This is a genomic window from Paenarthrobacter sp. TA1.8 (assembly GCF_048595705.1).
Classification (GTDB): Bacteria; Actinomycetota; Actinomycetes; order Actinomycetales; family Micrococcaceae; genus Arthrobacter; species Arthrobacter nitroguajacolicus.
This window is the reverse complement of the sequence record NZ_CP184287.1, coordinates 1,564,721-1,582,541: the sequence shown is the minus strand read 5'-3', so window position 1 is coordinate 1,582,541 and position 17,821 is coordinate 1,564,721. Positions and strand designations below refer to the sequence as shown.

General features: G+C 63.6%; 13 protein-coding genes. 4 read left to right on the top strand and 9 right to left on the bottom strand.

Features of this window, described 5'->3' with window-relative positions; translation table 11 throughout:
* Positions 1 to 4: 4 nt before the first annotated feature.
* Positions 5 to 301, bottom strand: a complete 297-nt coding sequence (gene gatC / locus ACNAOT_RS07400) for an Asp-tRNA(Asn)/Glu-tRNA(Gln) amidotransferase subunit GatC (protein ID WP_017199363.1) — start codon at positions 299 to 301, stop codon at positions 5 to 7.
* Positions 302 to 802: 501 nt separating this feature from the next.
* Complete coding sequence (locus ACNAOT_RS07395) at positions 803 to 2,305, bottom strand: CitMHS family transporter (protein ID WP_091466290.1); 1,503 nt, start codon at positions 2,303 to 2,305, stop codon at positions 803 to 805.
* Positions 2,306 to 2,503: 198 nt separating this feature from the next.
* Here ACNAOT_RS07395 and ACNAOT_RS07390 point away from each other — a divergent pair, with 198 nt between their 5' ends.
* Positions 2,504 to 4,204 carry an ATP-binding protein gene (locus ACNAOT_RS07390; protein ID WP_420181136.1) on the top strand — a complete coding sequence of 567 codons (1,701 nt, stop codon included), beginning with the start codon at positions 2,504 to 2,506 and terminating at the stop codon, positions 4,202 to 4,204.
* A complete protein-coding gene (locus ACNAOT_RS07385; protein WP_420180598.1) occupies positions 4,197 to 4,856 on the top strand; it encodes a response regulator in 660 nt (219 codons plus the stop codon). The genes ACNAOT_RS07390 and ACNAOT_RS07385 overlap by 8 nt, the downstream gene beginning before the upstream one ends.
* 79 nt (positions 4,857 to 4,935) lie before the next feature.
* Here the strand turns inward: ACNAOT_RS07385 and ACNAOT_RS07380 are convergent, their stop codons facing one another.
* The gene (locus ACNAOT_RS07380) at positions 4,936 to 5,328 is read right to left on the bottom strand and encodes a RidA family protein (protein WP_420180597.1); all 393 of its coding nucleotides are present in this window, start codon (positions 5,326 to 5,328) and stop codon (positions 4,936 to 4,938) included.
* A gap of 57 nt (positions 5,329 to 5,385) precedes the next feature.
* Complete coding sequence (locus ACNAOT_RS07375; protein WP_420180596.1) at positions 5,386 to 5,898, bottom strand: GNAT family N-acetyltransferase; 513 nt, start codon at positions 5,896 to 5,898, stop codon at positions 5,386 to 5,388.
* A 298-nt stretch (positions 5,899 to 6,196) separates the two neighbouring features.
* Here ACNAOT_RS07375 and ACNAOT_RS07370 point away from each other — a divergent pair, with 298 nt between their 5' ends.
* The gene (locus ACNAOT_RS07370; RefSeq protein WP_420180595.1) at positions 6,197 to 7,564 is read left to right on the top strand and encodes an LLM class flavin-dependent oxidoreductase; all 1,368 of its coding nucleotides are present in this window, start codon (positions 6,197 to 6,199) and stop codon (positions 7,562 to 7,564) included.
* Positions 7,565 to 7,579: 15 nt separating this feature from the next.
* On the opposite strand, the gene ACNAOT_RS07365 is transcribed toward ACNAOT_RS07370, so the two are convergent.
* Genes ACNAOT_RS07365 through ligA form a run of 3 tightly spaced genes read right to left on the bottom strand, consistent with a single transcriptional unit; the run spans position 7,580 to position 11,954 of the window.
* Complete coding sequence (locus ACNAOT_RS07365; RefSeq protein WP_420180594.1) at positions 7,580 to 8,788, bottom strand: AAA family ATPase; 1,209 nt, start codon at positions 8,786 to 8,788, stop codon at positions 7,580 to 7,582.
* Between the two features lie 38 nt (positions 8,789 to 8,826).
* Complete coding sequence (locus tag ACNAOT_RS07360) at positions 8,827 to 9,651, bottom strand: inositol monophosphatase family protein (protein WP_420180593.1); 825 nt, start codon at positions 9,649 to 9,651, stop codon at positions 8,827 to 8,829.
* Positions 9,648 to 11,954, bottom strand: a complete 2,307-nt coding sequence (ligA, locus tag ACNAOT_RS07355) for an NAD-dependent DNA ligase LigA (protein WP_420180592.1) — start codon at positions 11,952 to 11,954, stop codon at positions 9,648 to 9,650. The genes ACNAOT_RS07360 and ligA overlap by 4 nt, the downstream gene beginning before the upstream one ends.
* Before the next feature lie 136 nt (positions 11,955 to 12,090).
* Between ligA and ACNAOT_RS07350 the strand changes: the two genes are divergently transcribed.
* Positions 12,091 to 12,345: a hypothetical protein gene (locus tag ACNAOT_RS07350; RefSeq protein ID WP_420180591.1), complete on the top strand. Its 255-nt coding sequence runs from the start codon at positions 12,091 to 12,093 to the stop codon at positions 12,343 to 12,345.
* 296 nt (positions 12,346 to 12,641) lie between these two features.
* On the opposite strand, the gene ACNAOT_RS07345 is transcribed toward ACNAOT_RS07350, so the two are convergent.
* A complete protein-coding gene (locus tag ACNAOT_RS07345) occupies positions 12,642 to 17,096 on the bottom strand; it encodes an FtsK/SpoIIIE domain-containing protein (protein ID WP_420180590.1) in 4,455 nt (1,484 codons plus the stop codon).
* Complete coding sequence (locus ACNAOT_RS07340; protein ID WP_017199350.1) at positions 17,093 to 17,797, bottom strand: hypothetical protein; 705 nt, start codon at positions 17,795 to 17,797, stop codon at positions 17,093 to 17,095. Before ACNAOT_RS07340 ends, ACNAOT_RS07345 begins: the two co-directional genes overlap by 4 nt.
* Positions 17,798 to 17,821 lie beyond the last annotated feature (24 nt).

Sequence of the window (17,821 nt, the reverse complement as noted above, 5' to 3'; positions counted from 1 at the left end):
GTGATTAGTCCTCATCCAGGATTGCCGGGACCTTGAAACGGTTCTCGTAAGCATCCGGAGCGCCGGACAACGCCTGCTCAGCCGTGAACGTGTGGCCCACAACGTCCTCGCGGAACACGTTGGTCAACGGAATCGGGTGCGACGTCGCCGGGACGTCCTCTCCCGCAGCTTCGCTCACGCTCTTTACCGAATCCACAATGACAGCAAGCTCAACAGCCATCCTGTCCAGTTCTTCGGCACTCATTTCAATGTGAGCCAGACGCGCAAGATGCGCGACGTCGTCACGGTTGATCGCAGCCATGGATCTCCCCTGCAAAGTTCAAATGGTTTTCCGGACCAGTCTACTTGGCTGTGGGTCGCCTTCGAACTGATGCGCTGACGCGCAGGGCGGCTGGTCGCCTTACGGCGGCTTGCCGGGGACGATCCCTTAGCTGCTCGCTCGTTCCTCGCTTAGACGCAGCCTGCGCGATGTCCCCGACCGCCGCCTAGTGGCCAGCTCACCTTGCGGTCTGTGGCCACGCCACTCCGGGACCCGACAACCAAAAAGACAGCCGAGCGGACCATTCGCGCTTTGCTGTCTCGTTGGGTTAGGGACGTGGGCTGGGCGGGCTCTTAGCGCAAAACTGAACCCGGCATCCGGTTGAGCCTTAACGCGAAACGAACCAGGCATCCGGAAGCTTGCGTCAAAGCGACGAAGGAGGGAGCAAGCGGAGGATGTCTGGTTCGTTTCGCGCCGCGGCGCGGAGGATGTCTGGCCCGGTTTTGCACCTCAGGTGCAGACGGGTGCTTTGGGAACGGCAGCCTAGCCGATGCCGATGGCTCCGGTCAGGACGCCGACTGCCAACATGACCACCGAGATGACTGCCGTGCGCCAGAGGACCTTTTTGTGGTGGTCGCCCAGGTCTACCTTGGCGAGGGAGACCAGCAGGAGGATCGCCGGAACAAGGGGGCTTTGCAGGTGGAAGGGCTGCCCGGTGATGGAGGCGCGGGCCATGTCCACTGCATCTACGCCGTAGTGCGCGGCGGTTTCGGAAAGGACCGGCAGGACTCCGAAGTAGAAGGCGTCGTTGCTCATGAAGAACGTCATCGGAATGCTGAGGAGGCCGGTGATGACCGCCATGAACGGGCCCATCTCGGCGGGAATGATCTGGACCAGCCACTCGGACATTGCCTTGACCATGCCCGTGCCGTTGAGGACACCGGTGAGGACGGCGGCGGCCATGACCATACTGACGACGGCGACGATGGACGGCGCGTGGGCGATCAGCTGTGCGCCTTGGTCCTTGACCTTGGGGAAGTTGACCAGCAGGGCGATCGCGGAGCCGACCATGAAGACGAACGGCAGCGGAACGATGTTGGCCACCAGGACCACCATGACGGCAACGGTCAGGCCCAGGTTGAACCAGAACAGCTTGGGACGCAGCGTTGAGCGGTTGGGGTCAAGGGCAGTGTCTGCCATGGCGGTGTCGTGATCGTCCACCAGCGTGGCCGGGTCTTCAAGAACCGCGACGCCGGAACCTCCGCCGCTGCCAGGCTTGCCTGCGGTTGCGCCGGTGCGGCCAAAGCCGAAACGACCAGCGCCAAATCCTGAACCCGAACCCGAGCCCGCGGCAACCGAACCGCCGCGGCCCGTGCCGCCGTCGAACGCTTCCGAAGGATCGGCGACGTCGCCCCAGATCTCGGGGGCAGTGGTACGGAGGCGGTTGCGTTCCTGAAGGCCGAGCAGCCACGCGAAGACCATGACCACAATGAGGCCGACGATCAGTGAAGGGACCATAGGCACGAAGACGTCGTTCACATCAAGCTTAAGCGCGGTGGCTGCACGCGCCGTGGGGCCGCCCCAGGGCAGGATGTTCATGGTGCCGTTGGCGAGGCCCGCCACACAGGTGAGGACCACTGGGCTCATCTTGAGACGCAGGTAGACCGGGAGCATGGCAGCCGTGGTGAGGATGAAGGTTGTGGATCCGTCGCCATCCAGGGAGACAGCCGCCGCCAGGATGGCGGTGCCGAGGACAACCTTCGCGGGGTCGTTGCCCAGCTTGCGCAGGATGAACTTCACCAGGGGGTCGAACAGTCCGACGTCGATCATCAGGCCGAAGTAGATGATGGCGAACATGAGGAGCGCGGCCGTGGACGTCATGGACTTCATGGAGTCCATCACCATGTCGCCGATGCCGAGGCCCGCTCCGGCGAAAAGGCCGAAGACTGTGGGGACGATGATCAGCGCCAGTACTGGCGTCAATTTTTTGGTCATGATCAGGACCATGAATACCGCAATCATTGCGAATCCAAGCAAAACCAGCACGGCCGGCTCCTTACTACTGTGAATGGCGCCACGTCGGTGTGATGCGCACTACAGACGATATGGTGGCGGCCGTCACGGGCAGGGGTTTCCGGGAATTGTTGGGAATACTGCTCGTTGCGAACGTTTTGCGCATTGTGCTCAGTGATTCAATGGATCAGGAGGAAAGGAGCAAAGGTGCCGCGCAACAGCCGGGTCAGCATGCGTTTCTCCACCCAAACCCTTCTCCTGCAGTTGGGGGTTGTCCTGCTGGTGGTCCTGCTCAGCGGCACGGTCCATGCCTGGCTGGTGTACGAACGGATCGGTACCGAAGCCGAAAACCAAGCACTCACCCTTGCAAGGACGGTCGCCGCGGATCCGGATATAAGGTCCGGCGTCCAAGCCATCAGCAAAGATGAAGGAACGCCTCCCCCGGATGTCCTCGCCGGCGGCACGCTGCAGGCCGCGGCCGAAGCGGTTCGGATCCGGACCGGGGCCCTGTTCGTGGTGATCACCGATGAAACGGGGCTGAGGCTGGCCCACCCGGACACGGCACGATTGGGCGAACGCGTCAGCACGGATCCATCAGTTGCACTCGGCGGGCAGGAAATCACCACACGCAACACGGGAACGTTGGGACCATCGGCAGGGGCGAAGGTCCCGGTGTTCGCGCCGGAGAGTTCTGACTCGATCGTGGGCGAAGTCAGCGTTGGCTATTCCGTGGAGTCGTTCAGCAACAGCCTGGCCCGCGACATCGTGCCCATTGCACTCACCGCCGGCGGTGCACTTCTTGCCGGCGTCCTGGCGTCCTTCCTGCTCAGGCGCAGGCTGCAGCGGCTCACGCTCGGCCTGGAACCGGAAGAAATCAGCACCCTGGTCCACGACCAGGTTGCCGTGCTCCAAGGTGTGGATGATGGCGTGATCGGCATCGCCGCAGACGGCCGCATCTCGGTGTTTAACGCCGCCGCTGCACGACTCTTGGACATGCCCGACGCCACAGGTCAGGACTGGGCGTCCGCCGCCGTTCCCGAGCAACTCAAGCAGCTCACCCAGCCCGCAGCCCGGGACGCCGAAGCCGTGGAAATTGTTGCCGGCGGACGCGTCCTGGTCGCCAGCGCGCGCAAAGCGTGGCACCGGCAGGAGGACCTGGGCTGGGTTGTCATGTTGCGCGACCGTACGGAATTGCAGCAACTCACCCGCCAGCTCGACGCCGTGGGGACCATGTCCACGGCCCTCCGCGCCCAGCGCCACGAATTCGCCAACCAACTGCATACCATCGCCGGTTTCATGAGCATCGGCCAGCACGATGCCGCCAAAGAGTACCTCGCCCGCATCTCGGCCACAGGGCCATTGAAGTTCCCGGTGGAGCAGGCCGAACTGCTCCAGGACACGTACCTTCAGGCGTTCATTGGCGCCAAGGGGGTGGAAGCATCCGAGCGCGGGGTATCCCTCCGCATCGGACCCGAAACGCTGGTTCGTGGACACGTGGCCGATCCCCAGGACGTGACCACCGTGCTCGGCAACCTGATCGACAACGCGGTGAGTGCCGCCGTCGGCGGTTCTTCAACGGAACGTTGGGTGGAAGTTGAACTGCTGGATGATGTCACCCAAACCGGTGGAACCCTGCACATCGTGGTGGGCGATTCGGGCGACGGCTTGGGGAACCTGGAACCGGATGAGGTTTTCGCCGAGGGATTTACGACGTCGGAACGACCGGTACGCTCCGGGGCTGGACAAGGTTTGGGGCTGGCGCTGGTGCGGCAGCTTGCGCGGCGGCGCGGAGGTGATGTCCGCGTTCTGGAGCCCGGCAGCCACGGCGGACCGGGGGCAGTGTTCATGGCCACCATCCCCGGCGTCATGGATTCCGCGGAGCACGCGGGCGCAGGGGCGGACTTAACGTTGAGGGAGGACAGCAATGGCTGAGGATTTGCGGGTATTGATCGTGGATGATGACTTCCACGTGGCAAGACTTCATGCAGCCTATGTGGATTCCGTGGCCGGCTTCATGGCCTTGGCGCCGGCCGGGTCGGTTTCCCAAGCGCTGCAGGCGATCCACAGCCTGCGTCCCGATCTGGTGCTGCTGGACGTGTATTTGCCGGACGGCTCAGGCTTGGACCTGCTGGGTCAGCTGGACGTTGACGCGATCATGCTTACTGCTGCCTCGGACGCGCAATCCATCAAGGTTGCACTGCGGCGCGGCGCCTTGGGATACATGCTGAAGCCGTTCACGGCCGAGTCCCTTTCCCAACAGCTCCGGTCCTACGCCCGGTATCGCCGGATCCTGGGGCAGCAGACAGCCGTTGACCAGACCACCATTGAGCGAGCCAAGCGGTCCCTGATTCCGGGCGATGTAACACCGTCAGCCAAGCCGCGGTCCGCGACGGAGGCGGCGGTTCTGGAATCGTTGCTTCCCGGAGAGCAATATTCGGCCGCCGAGGTTGCTGAGCGGGTAGGCGTTTCCCGGGCCACAGCGCAAAGGTACCTGTCCTCGCTAGCGGACGATGGCGCCGTCGAAATCCAACTGCGCTACGGAAGCACAGGCCGCCCCGAACACCGCTACGGCGTCCCGGGCTAACCCAACTAGGTCGCATTTGTGCGCGTTTTGAGGGCTCAAAACGCGCACAAATGCGACTCAGTTGGGTGCGGTAGGTGGGTTACGCGGACTTCTGCGCCACGAGCTCGATCTCCACCAGCATCTGGTGATCCAGGAATGGCAGGACGTGCACCAAGGCCAGCGTGGGACGGATCTCGCCGAAGACCTCACCGTGAGCGCGGCCGGCGTCCTCCCATTTGCTGATGTCCGTCAGGTACAGCTTGGACTGGACCACGTCCTCGTAAGAGAACCCGGCGTCTTCGAGCACAGCGCCGAGCTTCTCCAGGATGTACTTGGTCTGCGAGTAGAAGTCATCGCCAACAATCGCCTGTTTGCCATCAACGAGCCCTGAGGCAGCCGTGGCAGAAATGAAGAGTGTGTTGTCCACCTGGACTGCGCGGGAGTAACCCAGAGTCTGCTCCCAGACTGAACCCGTGCCGAATGTCTTGCGCATGCCGCGCCTTCCTGTCGCTTTCGCACGGTCCGTTGACCGGCGTTTACGAAGGAAACTTTATGACCGCGGGAGGTCCAGCCGGTAAACGAACAGCTTTATGTCGGTGCCGGGAACGAACCAGTCGCGGTGCGGGGCCCGCTCAAAACCCGTCCGCGCATAGAGGGCGTTAGCGCTTTCCCATGTGGCGCCCGTAGTAAGGGACACAGCCTTGATGCCATTCATGGCTTTGGCTTGGTCGACGACGGCCTGCACCAACGCGCGGCCCGCACCGGAGCGCTGGACTGCCGGATCCACCACGAGGGTACGCAGTTCAAGTTCGTCTTCCAGGCCGATGTCGGAGAAGCCGCCGCCTGCCGGTGCTGCCGTCACGGAGCCGATGACCTCACCGTTGCGCTCTGCCACCAGGATCTCTGCGTGCTCCGCGCGTCCGGCCACGTCCTGGAGCTTCTTCAGGTACGGGTGATCGGCGTCGCCGTAGTACCCCGCGGTGACGTAGGAGTCCTGCGTAATGCGGGCAACGGCGTCGTAGTCTTCGGGCAGGGCGGGACGGACGGTAATCTGCGAAAGCACCTACCAATGGTAGTCGCCCTTCACGCACCAACAACGCTAAATGCGCCTTTCCGTGATGGAACTATCAGTCACGAACGGAACGCACGACGCCGGATGGTTGAGGTGCGCTGTTCGCCTGCGGTGCCGTTGGTCTCCCATTTTGTGTTGCCTCGCATGGCGTCCAATTGAGCCGCGTTGCGTGCCGTGAACCCCGGTTTCCTGCTGTTGCGGGCAAATGTCGGGCCGCTGGCAAACGTCTTGGGCACCGTGTTTGAGTTGCCACACATCGGCCCCAACGTCCTGACTCCGAGGAGAAACCATGACCCTGCCAGACCGCCAACTGCACCTCAACGCGTTCCTGATGAGCACCGGGCATCACGAAGCATCGTGGCGTCTCCCTGAAAGCGACCCGCTTGCCCCTACCAAAGTGGAGCACTACCAGCATCTGGCGCGCACAGCTGAACGCGGAAAGCTGGACTCCATCTTCTTCGCGGACTCCCCCGTTCTCTTCGGGGAGGTGGGCCGGCGTCCGGCCGGGAAGTTGGAGCCCACAGTGCTGCTGACAGCCCTCGCCGCAGCGACCCAAAAGATTGGCCTGATAGCTACGGCGTCCACCACTTACAACGATCCTTTCAACCTTGCCCGCCGCTTCGCGTCCGTTGATTGGGTCAGCGGAGGCCGCGCCGGCTGGAATGTTGTCACCACGGCTGGGCCCGATGCCGCCCGAAACTTCGGCGTGGACGACCAACCGGCACACGCGGTCCGGTATGAACGGGCCGCCGAGTTCATTGAAGTGGCCCAAAAACTCTGGGACAGCTGGGAAGACGACGCCATCTCGGCAGACAAAGCCGGCGGCGTCTGGGGTGACGACACCAAGATCCGCACCATCGACCACGAAGGGAAGCACTTCCGCGTCCGCGGACCGCTGAACGTCCCCCGCTCCCCGCAAGGCCACCCGTTGATCGTGCAGGCGGGGTCCTCGGAAAACGGCAAAAACCTGGCGGCTAAGTACGCGGAAGCCGTCTTCACAGCGCATCAAACGCTGGCCGACGCCCAAGCCTTCTACTCCGATTTGAAAGCACGCACGGCGGCTGCCGGACGCGATCCGGAGGGCATCAAGATCCTGCCGGGAATTGTTCCGGTGATCGGCTCCACCGAAGCTGAAGCCCTCAAACTCGAGCGCGAACTGGACCAACTCATCAAGCCCGAGTATGCGCGGGTGCAGTTGGCCAAGACTCTCCGATTGTCTCCCGAGGACCTTCCGTTGGACCGCCAGCTACCTGCTGACCTGCCCTCAGAAGATGAGATCGAGGGAGCCAAGAGCCGCTACACCCTGATTGTGGAGCTGGCCAGGCGCGAACAGCTCACTGTCCGGCAGTTGATTGGGCGCTTGGGCGGCGGACGCGGTCACAGGACCTTCTCCGGCACGCCGGAACAGGTGGCCGATGCTATCCAGGACTGGTTCCACGCCGGCGCAGCTGACGGTTTCAACATCATGCCGCCCGTGCTTCCTTCAGGCCTTGAAGTCTTCGTGGACCACGTGGTGCCCATCCTGCAGGGGCGTGGGCTCTTCCGGACCGAATACACGGAGTCCACTCTCCGGGGACACTACGGGCTCTCACGTCCGGAGAACCGCTACGCCGGGAGCGCCGTGCAGGAGCTCACGTCCATCGGCTCCGCGTTCTGAACCGGACGTAACTTCTCAACGCTTGGGCCAGCTCCACAACGGACCTTCCAGCGGTCCCAAGCCCTTGATCCTGGTCTCGCCCAGATCCTTGTAGAGCTCATGCTCGTGGGCAACTCCGCTTTCGCGAAGTGCCTTGAGCAAGGCCTCGGAGTGGGTCACCACGATCATCTGGCTGTTGGCACTGGCCTGGACAATCAGTTCGGCCAGTGCCGGCATCAGGTCAACGTGCAGGCTTGTCTCGGGTTCGTTGAGGACCATGAGCTCCGGGGGCCGCGGAGTCAGCAATGCTGCGGTGAGCAGGAGGAAGCGCAACGTTCCGTCCGAAAGTTCAGCGGCTTTCATGGGCCGGAGCATGCCCGGCTGCCGCAACTCCACACTGAACCGGCCGTCGCTGACGGCGATCTCCAGCCGGCTTCCGGGAAAGGCGTGGTCGACGGCGGCATCCAACTGCCGCTCGAAGCCCACCTCGCGCAGCGTTTGGAGTGCGGCGGCGAGATCCTTGCCGCTGTGATGCAGCACAGGGGTGCGTGTCCCGAGCTGCGCCTGACGTGCAGGAGCCTCGGCATCAGTGCGGAAATGATCGTAGAAGCGCCATGAACGAACCGAGTCACGGACCCTCAGGACTTCCGGCGCCCGGTCCTGGTCCGAGACCTCTGTCAGCATGCTCTGGAAGGTGTCCAAGCGCCGGGACAGTTCGGTCCACTGGCCATCCGGTCCGCGCAGCTTGGCGAGGCTGCCCTTGCGGTCCACCAGCAGCGAACCGGGCCGTGCCACGGGACCGGAAAAGATTTGTTCCCGTTTGATCTCCGGATCCAGGCCGAACGCCGAAGGGCGGGAACGGCCGGTTTCCGGGTCAAACCCGGCGCCGCTGGATGCCGGCATGCCTAGGTCCACCAGATAACCGAAGTCGTCACTGGAGTAGCCCAGCTTCAGGTTTACCGACTCCCGACGGACCGTCCCTTGGACGGGTACTTCACCACGGCGCATAGCCTCACTGATGGACTCGGGCCCAGCCCACAGTGTGGAAGCCAACCCGCCGTCCCGGGCCAGGGAGCCCACCACGTTTCCGGAATCACCGCCGGCGCATTCGGCGAGCAGCCGAAGTGCCCGATAGAGGGAGGACTTCCCACTGCCGTTGGCTCCGGTCACGATGTCCAGGCCATGCAACTCGATGGCGAGATCCCGAATGGAACGGTAGTTGGCGATGGCGAGTGATTTGATCAATGGTTGATGGTCACTATCTGATGGTCACTGTCTGACAGTCACAACGGGAATTTGCCGGAGAGTTCCAGGGGCCCTGCACACATCCAGGCCGATAACCGGTCTTTTGTGCTCGGTCCGCCTTCCAATGGACTCTCCAGGCGTGGCCGGCGCACCCAGCAACCGGCTTCTTCCGCAATCAGCGCACCTGCAGCGAAGTCGTGCTCGTTGAGGCCCCGCTCACCGTAGGCGTCGAAGGTTCCGTCCGCAACCAAGCAGAGGTCCAGTGCAGCCGACCCCAGGCGTCGGACGTCGGCAAATCCGTCCATGAGCCCTGCGAGGCCTTCAGATTGGCTTGCCCGGGTAGCGGGATCGTAGCTGAAGCCGGTGGCCAGGATGAGGCCGGTGCGCCCGGGAACCGGACCCGCCAGGCGCGTCGCCTCTCCCCCGGCTTCCATCCACGCGCCATGTCCGCGGGCCGCGGAATAGATGCGCCCCAACGCCGGCGCGTGAACCACGCCGGCCTGCCAGACGCCGTCGGAATCTGCTACGGCAACGGAGGTGGCGTAGTAGACGATGTTGCGGATGAAGTTGGTGGTCCCGTCTAGGGGATCGATGGACCAGCGGTATCCCGAGGGCTGTTCCGGCCGGGTAGTACCGTGTTCCTCCCCCGTGATGGTGTCGTGGGGCCGTTCGGTAATGATCGCTTCACGGACCGCGTTCTCAGCTGCGACGTCAAAAGCGGTGACCCAGTCACCGGCCTCGCCCTTGTTGCTGGTTTCCAGACCGTCGCCGCCCGTGCCGGTGGCGGACCGCTGTGCAAGGACAGCAGCGCCCGCAGCCGCCGCACGTTTTGCTACAGCAAGCAGTTCTCCGGCGTCCGTCATTCGGAGGCCGCTTCCGCTGCTGTTTCATCCACTACGGTTGCTTCATCCGTTGCGGCTTCAGCTTCCGTCCCGTTCTGTGCCGGCCCGTTGGCCAGGAGCTCGCGGAAGCCGTCCTCGTCCAGCACCGGTACGCCGAGTTGCTCGGCCTTGTCCAGCTTGGTGCCGGCACTTTCACCGGCCACCAGGTAACTGGTGTTCTTGGAGACGGAGCCGGAGGCTTTGCCGCCGCGGATGATGATGGCTTCCTTGGCTTCGTCGCGGCTGAAGTTAGGCAGCGTACCGGTAACTACCACCGTGAGCCCCTCAAGGGTCCGGGGCACCGAGGTGTCCCGTTCATCCTCCATGCGCACCCCGGCGGACGCCCAGCTGTCCACGATCTCGTTATGCCAGTCCACGGCGAACCATTCCTTGAGCGCCACGGCAATGGTGGGTCCGACGCCGTCAACGTGAGCCATTTGCTCTTCCGTGGCACTGCGAATGGCATCCATGCTTCCGAATGCGGTGGCAAGAGCACGCGAAGCAGTTGGCCCGACGTGCCGGATGGAGAGCGCTACCAGTACTCGCCACAGCGGCTGCGTCTTCGCCTTTTCCAGCTCCACGAACAGTTTTTCCGTCGTTGCAGTGGGCTTGGAGGGAGACTTGGCCGTTCCCTTGGTGTAGAAGTACGGGACGAGCTCGTATTCGCCCGTTCCCACGCCCTTGGACCGCTTTTCCCTGCGGATCTTGACGTCCGCCAGGTCTTCACGCGTCAGGCTGAACAGGCCGGCCTCACTGGTGAGGGGCGGCGTCTCAGGCTCAGCCGGCTGTGTGAGGGCAATAGCTGCCTCCCAGCCGAGCGCTTCGATATCGAACGCGCCGCGGCCCGCGAGGTGGAACACGCGCTCCCGCAGCTGCGAGGGGCAGGACTTGGCGTTGGGGCAACGAATGTCCACATCGCCTTCCTTCGACGGCGCCAACGGCGTGCCACATGACGGGCATTCCGTGGGCATCACGAATTCGCGAACCGGCGGATCCTGCTTGTCACGCAGGGCCAGCACCGGGCCGACGATCTCCGGAATGACGTCTCCTGCCTTACGGAGAACGACGATGTCGCCGATCAGGACACCCTTGGCCTTGACCACGTCCTGGTTGTGCAGGGTAGCCATTCCCACCGTGGAACCGGCCACCTTCACCGGCTCCATCAGGCCGAAGGGAGTCACACGCCCTGTTCGGCCAACGTTCACGGCGATGTCCAGGAGCTTGGTGTGGACTTCTTCGGGCGGGTACTTGTAGGCAGCAGCCCACCTGGGAACCCGGGAGGTGTAACCAAGTGCACGTTGGGTGGCGAAGTCATCGATCTTGACCACGATGCCGTCGATCTCATGCAGGAGCTTATGCCGGCGCTCACCATAGTCGGCGATGAACTTCAGGACGTCGTCGAACGTGTCCAACACCTTGAGATATGGGCTGACCGGGAGCCCCCATTCTTCAAGGAGCCTGTACGTTTCTGACTGGCTCTTCGCTTCGAGCCCTTCACGGGCGCCGATGCCGTGGACGAACATGCTGAGCGGACGCTTGGCAGTTTCAGATGGATCCTTTTGGCGAAGCGATCCAGCGGCGGCGTTGCGGGGGTTGGCAAGCGGTGCTTTGCCGGCGGCGACGAGTGTCTCGTTGAACTCGACGAAGGCCTTGGAGGGGATGAACACCTCGCCACGGATTTCTACTTCCGACGGATAGCCTGAACCGCTGAGCTGCCGTGGGATCTCTTTGATGGTGAGGACGTTGTGAGTGATGTCCTCACCTGTGGTGCCGTCGCCCCGGGTGGCGGCACGGACCAGTTTCCCGTCCCGGTACAGCAGATTGACGGCAAGGCCATCGATCTTCAGTTCAGTAAGCCAGGCGATGGGCGGGACGGAATCGCCGAGCTTCGCCACCGACGCTGCAGCCTTGCGGACCCAGGCTTCAAGCTCGTCCAAGGAGAAGACGTCGTCAAGGCTGTACATCCTCTGCAGATGCTCCACCGCCGCGAAAGCGGACGAGACCTCGCCACCAACCTCCTGGGTGGGCGAGTCATTGGAGACGAGCTCCGGGTGCAGTGCTTCCAGTTCCTCCAGCCGGCGGTAGAGTTCGTCGAACTCCGCATCGGAAACCGTTGGCGAGTCTTCCTGGTAGTAGGCATACCGGTACTTACGGACCAGGTCCGCTAATTGCTCGTACTCATCCCGCAGGGACTCCGACGGCGGAGTCCCTTCCTCCGCGACGATTGCCGCAGCGGCGTCTTGGGTTGTGGTGTCGACCGGATCCGGATTCTCTGGTGTGCTCACAGGTCTATCTTGCCGTAACCCACGGACATTAAAGAGTTGCTAGTGGGACGACAGCCGGTTCTTGCTCCATAACGCGAATGCCAGCCCGCCCAGACCAACTACCAGGACGGCCCCCAGGAGGCCGAACAGTCCGAGCATGTTGGGACCCGAAAATGAGCTTGAAGCCACCGTGCCCGCTTCCGTCTCCTTGCCCTTATCCACCGGCGTGTTCCAGTTGGACGACTTGCCCGGGCTTGCGCTTGCGAAGCCCGTGGACGGAGAGGGCGACGGCGTTGCTGACGCCGACGTCGTACCAAGGGTTGCGGTGGGTTCGGACGAGTTCGACGCCGCACCGGTCGCCTGGGGCGCCACAGTGACGAACCGGGTCACCGCCGGTTGTGGCGGAACCTGAACAGGTTGCGGGGCTTGCACCGGTGCTTGAACCGGCGGTGCTTGAACCGGCGGGGCAGGCGCAGGAGCAACCACAGGCTCCCTGACCCGGGTCGGCTCCGGTTTGGATGACGGGATCTTGTCCGTTTCCGGAGCGAGCCCGGGCTGCGTGGGTTCCGGTTCCGTGGGCGCCCCCGAGGGCAGGCAGAGGATCTTCCCATCGCACGGCGCAGCGTGTGCAGGAACAGCGGGCGCAAACAGCATTCCAACAGCCAGCACGACGGCTGGAATTACGGGGCGTCGCATGTAGGCAGCCTCCTAGCTACGGTTTTCAGGCGGCATGGCGATTTGCAGCTTGCGTACCTTTCCACGGCCCACGATGTACCCGCGGCCCGGGATGAAGTCCTTGCTGATGCGGCCCAAGGAGGTGTTGAGGAGGCTGTCGCCTTCCACATCTCCGGGGTTGAGCAGAAGCCCGCGGCGTCCGGATTTGAACGGCTGTGCCAGGGACCATGCCTGGGACCATGTGGAGGTCTCAGACTCGCCCACCACCCACTGATCAGCCTTGATTGCGGCCGTGACCAAACGTCCCACGCCGGATTCGGCCAAGGTGTCCGTGAACTCGGTGAGGCCCTCGATGAAGATGGCCATGGTGCCAGGGTTGTCCGAGGCTTTGTCGATCAGGTCATCCACTACGTCCGAGACCTCGTCCGGCCCCACCAATGACCTGCTCCAGATGTTCAGTGATGCCACGGCGGAACGCCGTGAACCGATGTAGATCAAATCAGTGCGCGGGTTGGAACGCCGCAAGGCGTAGGCCAAGGTGACCAGGGCGACTGTGCGTCCGGCGCCTGGGGGGCCAGCCAGCAGAAGTGATCCCTTGGCGGCGATGGCCGCCGAACCCAGTGTTTCGTCGTCGACACCAATCACTGGGTTGTCCGGGGCGCCGGTGGGCAGGATGTCCAGGTCCACCAGTTCCGGAAGCCGCTGGATCTGCGGTGCTTGCTCGAGTCCCTGGCGGAGCATCGCCTGGCTGAGCTTGGCCACTTCCCGGGCCTGGAGCGCGAGGTTCGAGTTCCCTCCCAACACGGCGAGCTGAACTTCCAGCCCGTCCAGCAGGCCACGCCCGGGAGGCGATGCAGCGTTGAGGACATCCTTGGGGACGTCCAGGGTCATGTAGTCGTCTTCGGAGCTGAGGCGCAGGACCAGCCGCTTCTGGATGGAGGCAAGGAGCGACGCCGGAACAGAGTTGGTGCGGTCACCGCTGACTACCAGGTGGATGCCCAAGGGACGTCCGTCGGTGGCCAGAGTAAGGAAGATGTCCCACAGCGCAGACAAGTTGCTGTACTCGTAGGATTCACGGAAGGAAGACATACCGTCCACCAGGATGAAGATGCGCTTCTCCTCCGGGCGGTTGGCCAGCTGCCGGTATTCGACGATGGTGGAGGCCCGAACCTCAGCGAACCGTGCTGCCCGGTCGTCCGCCACTTCCTTGAGCCAGCGCAGCAGGCGCCCAACGCGCTCCACGTCGTCGCCGTTAATGATCTCGCCTACGTGCGGAAGACCGTCAAGCATCTTGAGTCCCGAGGAACCACAGTCGATGCCATAGACGTGAACCGGCCCACCACGCGGTGTGACAGCCGCGGCGATGGCGATCCCGCGCAGTGCCGCCGACTTACCGGATCCGCCCGTGCCGTAGACGGCCATGTTGCCGTCTTTGTCCGGCTCATAGAACACTGTGGGCTGGTCCTGATGGGCGGGGTCATCCGCCACGCCGAGCAGGAGCCGCTCATCGGTCCGCGGGTTGGGAAGCTTGGAGAAATCGTAAGTTGTAGCGAGTTCGTTGAGCCAAGGCTTCCGGGGAGGCTCGATGGACAGGACGTCAGCTGCCCGGATGATGTTTCCGGTCATCCTGGCAATGTCGTTGGGTCCGGCGGGTTCTTCTTCAACCTGCGACACCAAGGGCGGTTCCCATGTGGGGCCGGACCCGAACGCCATCTCTACAATGTCGATGCGGGGCCGCTGCGGCTTTTCAGTGGTCCAGCCGCCGGCGTAGCCGGTCTGGAAACCCTGGATGCGGCCGGGACCTGTCTTCGCGGCACCACGGCCGGGAATGGACGGATCAAAGTAAGCGGCCGTCGGGACGCCAAGGATGTCCGTTGCGTCCACTTCATCGGCCATGCGCAAGGCAACGCGGAGGTTGGTGTTGGCACGCAGGTTGTCTTTGATGACACCGGCGGGCCGCTGCGTGGCCAGGATCAGGTGCAGGCCCAAGGACCGGCCACGGGCGGCGACGTCCACCACACCGTCAACGAACTCGGGAACTTCGGTAGCCAGCGCCGCGAATTCGTCCACGATGATGATGAGGTACGGCGGTGCCTCGGGATCGGCTTCGCGTTGCAGCGCCAGGAGGTCCTTGGCTTTCTTACGGTTCAGGAGCCGTTCACGGTAGTGGAGTTCTGCCCGCAGGGATGTCAGCGCACGACGAACCAGGTGCGGGGACAAGTCGGTCACCAAGCCAACGGTGTGCGGCAAGTGCAGGCAGTCGGCGAATGCGGCGCCGCCCTTGTAGTCCACAAACAGGAAGCTGACACGGTCCGGGCTGTAGGCGGCCGCCATGCCCATCACCCAGGACTGGAGGAACTCGGATTTACCGGCACCCGTGGTTCCGCCGACCAGTGCGTGCGGACCTTCGTTCTTGAGGTCAAGGTAGAACGGCTCCACACCTTTGGAACCAACCAGCGCGCGGAGGCTGCCGTTGTCCTTCCGGTTAGGTACGGCCGTGGCATGGACAGAGTTGTTCTCCTGCCAACGCTCGGCCACGGCCTGTGGATTGTCCATCAGATCCTTGCCGATCAGCGTGGCGTAGGAGACAGCGCGCGGGAGGTCGGAGTCGTCGTCGAGCGGGTTTCCCACATCCACCAGCGGCGACATCATGCGTGCCAGCTGCGTGGCGAGGTCCGCATCGAGGCTTTCACAGCTCACCGGGTACGTGTGGCGGCCCAACCGGACCTGGCCGGTGGTGGTGCCGTGATCGCCGTCCACCGAGAGGAAGTCACGGCATGCCGCGGGAAGGGACTGTACGTTGGCCGCCACCCACATGACGTGCACGCCGTAGTCGGGGCCGCGTTCCACCAACCGCGTGAGACGGCCACGGTCCACGGGGGCGTCGTCTTCAACGATCACCAGGACGGCCGGAACCACGGGACCGGGAACTTCTTCATGCTCGTTCTTCAGTCCAGGCCGCGGATGCGGGCCCGGCTCCTTGGCCATGGATTCGCGTTCTTCCACGAGGTTTTCGAGCCGCGACAACAGGGCAGCACCGGCACCGGGGCCGGCAGCGAGATGATCGCCGGATATGGGGCTGTGGCCTGAACCGACATGCGGGAGCCACTGCAGCCAGTCCCAGCGCTCACGGGAACGGGCCGAGGTCAGTGCCGTGAGGACAACTTCGGCCGGTGAATGGAGTCCCACCAGCTGGAGGACCATGCCGCGGGCCACGTCGTCCACCACGCTGCGGTCCCCCGCCACGCCAAAGGATCCCGAGGTGCGCAGCTGCGACACGATCGGAACGCCTTCAATGACCCGGACCTGCTGCAGGCACTCCTGGATTTCCCGCATGTACTGCGGTTCAGTTTCATTGGCGCCGGGTTCGTCGAACTGGATGCGCGATGGTGCGGAGCCCAAACCGAAGCGCACCCCCAGGAAATGCTGATGCTCCGGGCGGTGCGTCCAGAGAAGGGGCCCGAGTTTGTAGATCGCGTCCACGGTGTCGCTCACGGACGGTGCTTCCTGGAGCCTGACAGCGCGCTCAATGTTCTGCTGCTTGTCGATGTCCTCACGGAACGCCAGCATGGCGGCTTTGAACTGTTTGTGGCCTTCCTTGGCCTGCCGCTTGCTCTGCATTTTGTGGTCCACATAGTGCCCCACAATGAACAGCGGCATCATCGCCATGAAAATCACGGAGAGCAGGTTCTGCGTGAAAGCGAAGAGCACGCCGCCCATCAGGAGCGGCGCGATCAGCATGATGTACGGGAAGGGCTGGTGTTCCGGGCGCTTCGGCCCCGCAGGCGGCACGCGCTTGGGCGACTCGAACCTGGGCAACACGCGCGGCGAGCGATTGAAATCCACCAGCGGCGACGACGGAGCCCCGCCGTGGTTCCGGGAAAGGGCAACGACGCCCACGGAAGTATCACCCAAAGTAACGGTGTCGGAGGATTCGAGTGTTGCCCGGGTTACCGGCAGCCCATCCATGAGGAGGCCGTTGGCGGAGTTCGTGTCCACGATTTCCACGGTTTCGCCCACCGTGATCCGCGCGTGGCGCTTGGACGTCAGCGGGTCCGACAAACGAATGTCGGCGTCACGGTCCCGGCCGATGTAGCTGGTGCCGAAAGGCAGTGAAAATTCGCGTCCGACGTCGGGCCCTGACATGACGCGCAACGTCGCCGCTGCCGGTCCCCTGCCATTGCCGTTGGCGTGCCCGTTGGATGCGAACTGCTCGCTGACCTGCGCGAGTGAGACCTTGGACCCTGGCCGCAGCCCCGACTCCAACAGGTTGTCCGTCGGCCGCAGGACGTGCCCGGAGAGCCCGCCGCCAACGAAAGCCTCGTCCACGCTGATGGACAGGTTCGACGGCGGTTCGGTCCCCTTTCGTGCGGGGTCGGCAGCCCAAAGTTCGGTGGCAATATCAGCCACGGTGGCACGACCATCCACCGTTACGGCGAGGTCCTTTGCTTCCGCAGGGTCACGCCGCAAGGTCAGGCGGAACTTCATCCTTCGTCGACTCCACTCATTTTTTCAAGGAGATGCAGGTCAGCCGGAGTCACAAGATGTGATGTCACGGCGTGTTCCACCAGGCGCGCCCGGCGGTTGGTGGCAAGTTTTCCAACCCCGCCGCGGAGGCCCACGACGCCTACGCGGTCAAGTTTGTCGCAGACGTTGTCCAACTTGCGGTTGAAACGGGTCAGGGCCCAGCCCAGTCGCTTCGCGGCCTCGGCAGATGACGGAATGGCGCTAAAGCCGGTGCCATCGCGCCGCAACATGGGTTCGGCCAAGGCAACGATGAGCGCCTTTTGCGAATCGGTGAAGACCACGGGTCCGATCGTGGTGTCCCCCGCTTGGTCGTCATCGCGTGCTTCGTGCCGGAAGGACGGTGTCTTCAAGTGAACAGCGAACTCGTAGGTGGTAGGTCCGGCCGTGAAAATCACGTTGGTGTGGCTGAAGACCAGCGGGATCCTCGCCCCGGGCGCAAGCCAGGCCTGCATGCCGCCGGAGCCGTCAGCAATGGTGGCGGACAGCATGCTGCCGACGTTGCTGAGCCACCACATGCCGTCGTAGCGCGCGATCTGCAGGAAGCGTCGGTGCAGATAAGGGTTGTCATCCACTTCCAAGTCACCTTCGCGTCCGATATCGAAGATGTCCTCGTCGGATGGTTCGTACCATTCCCCACAGAAATCTATTGCTAGATCCCCCATGATCTGTGCCTCCTCAGTCGGCGG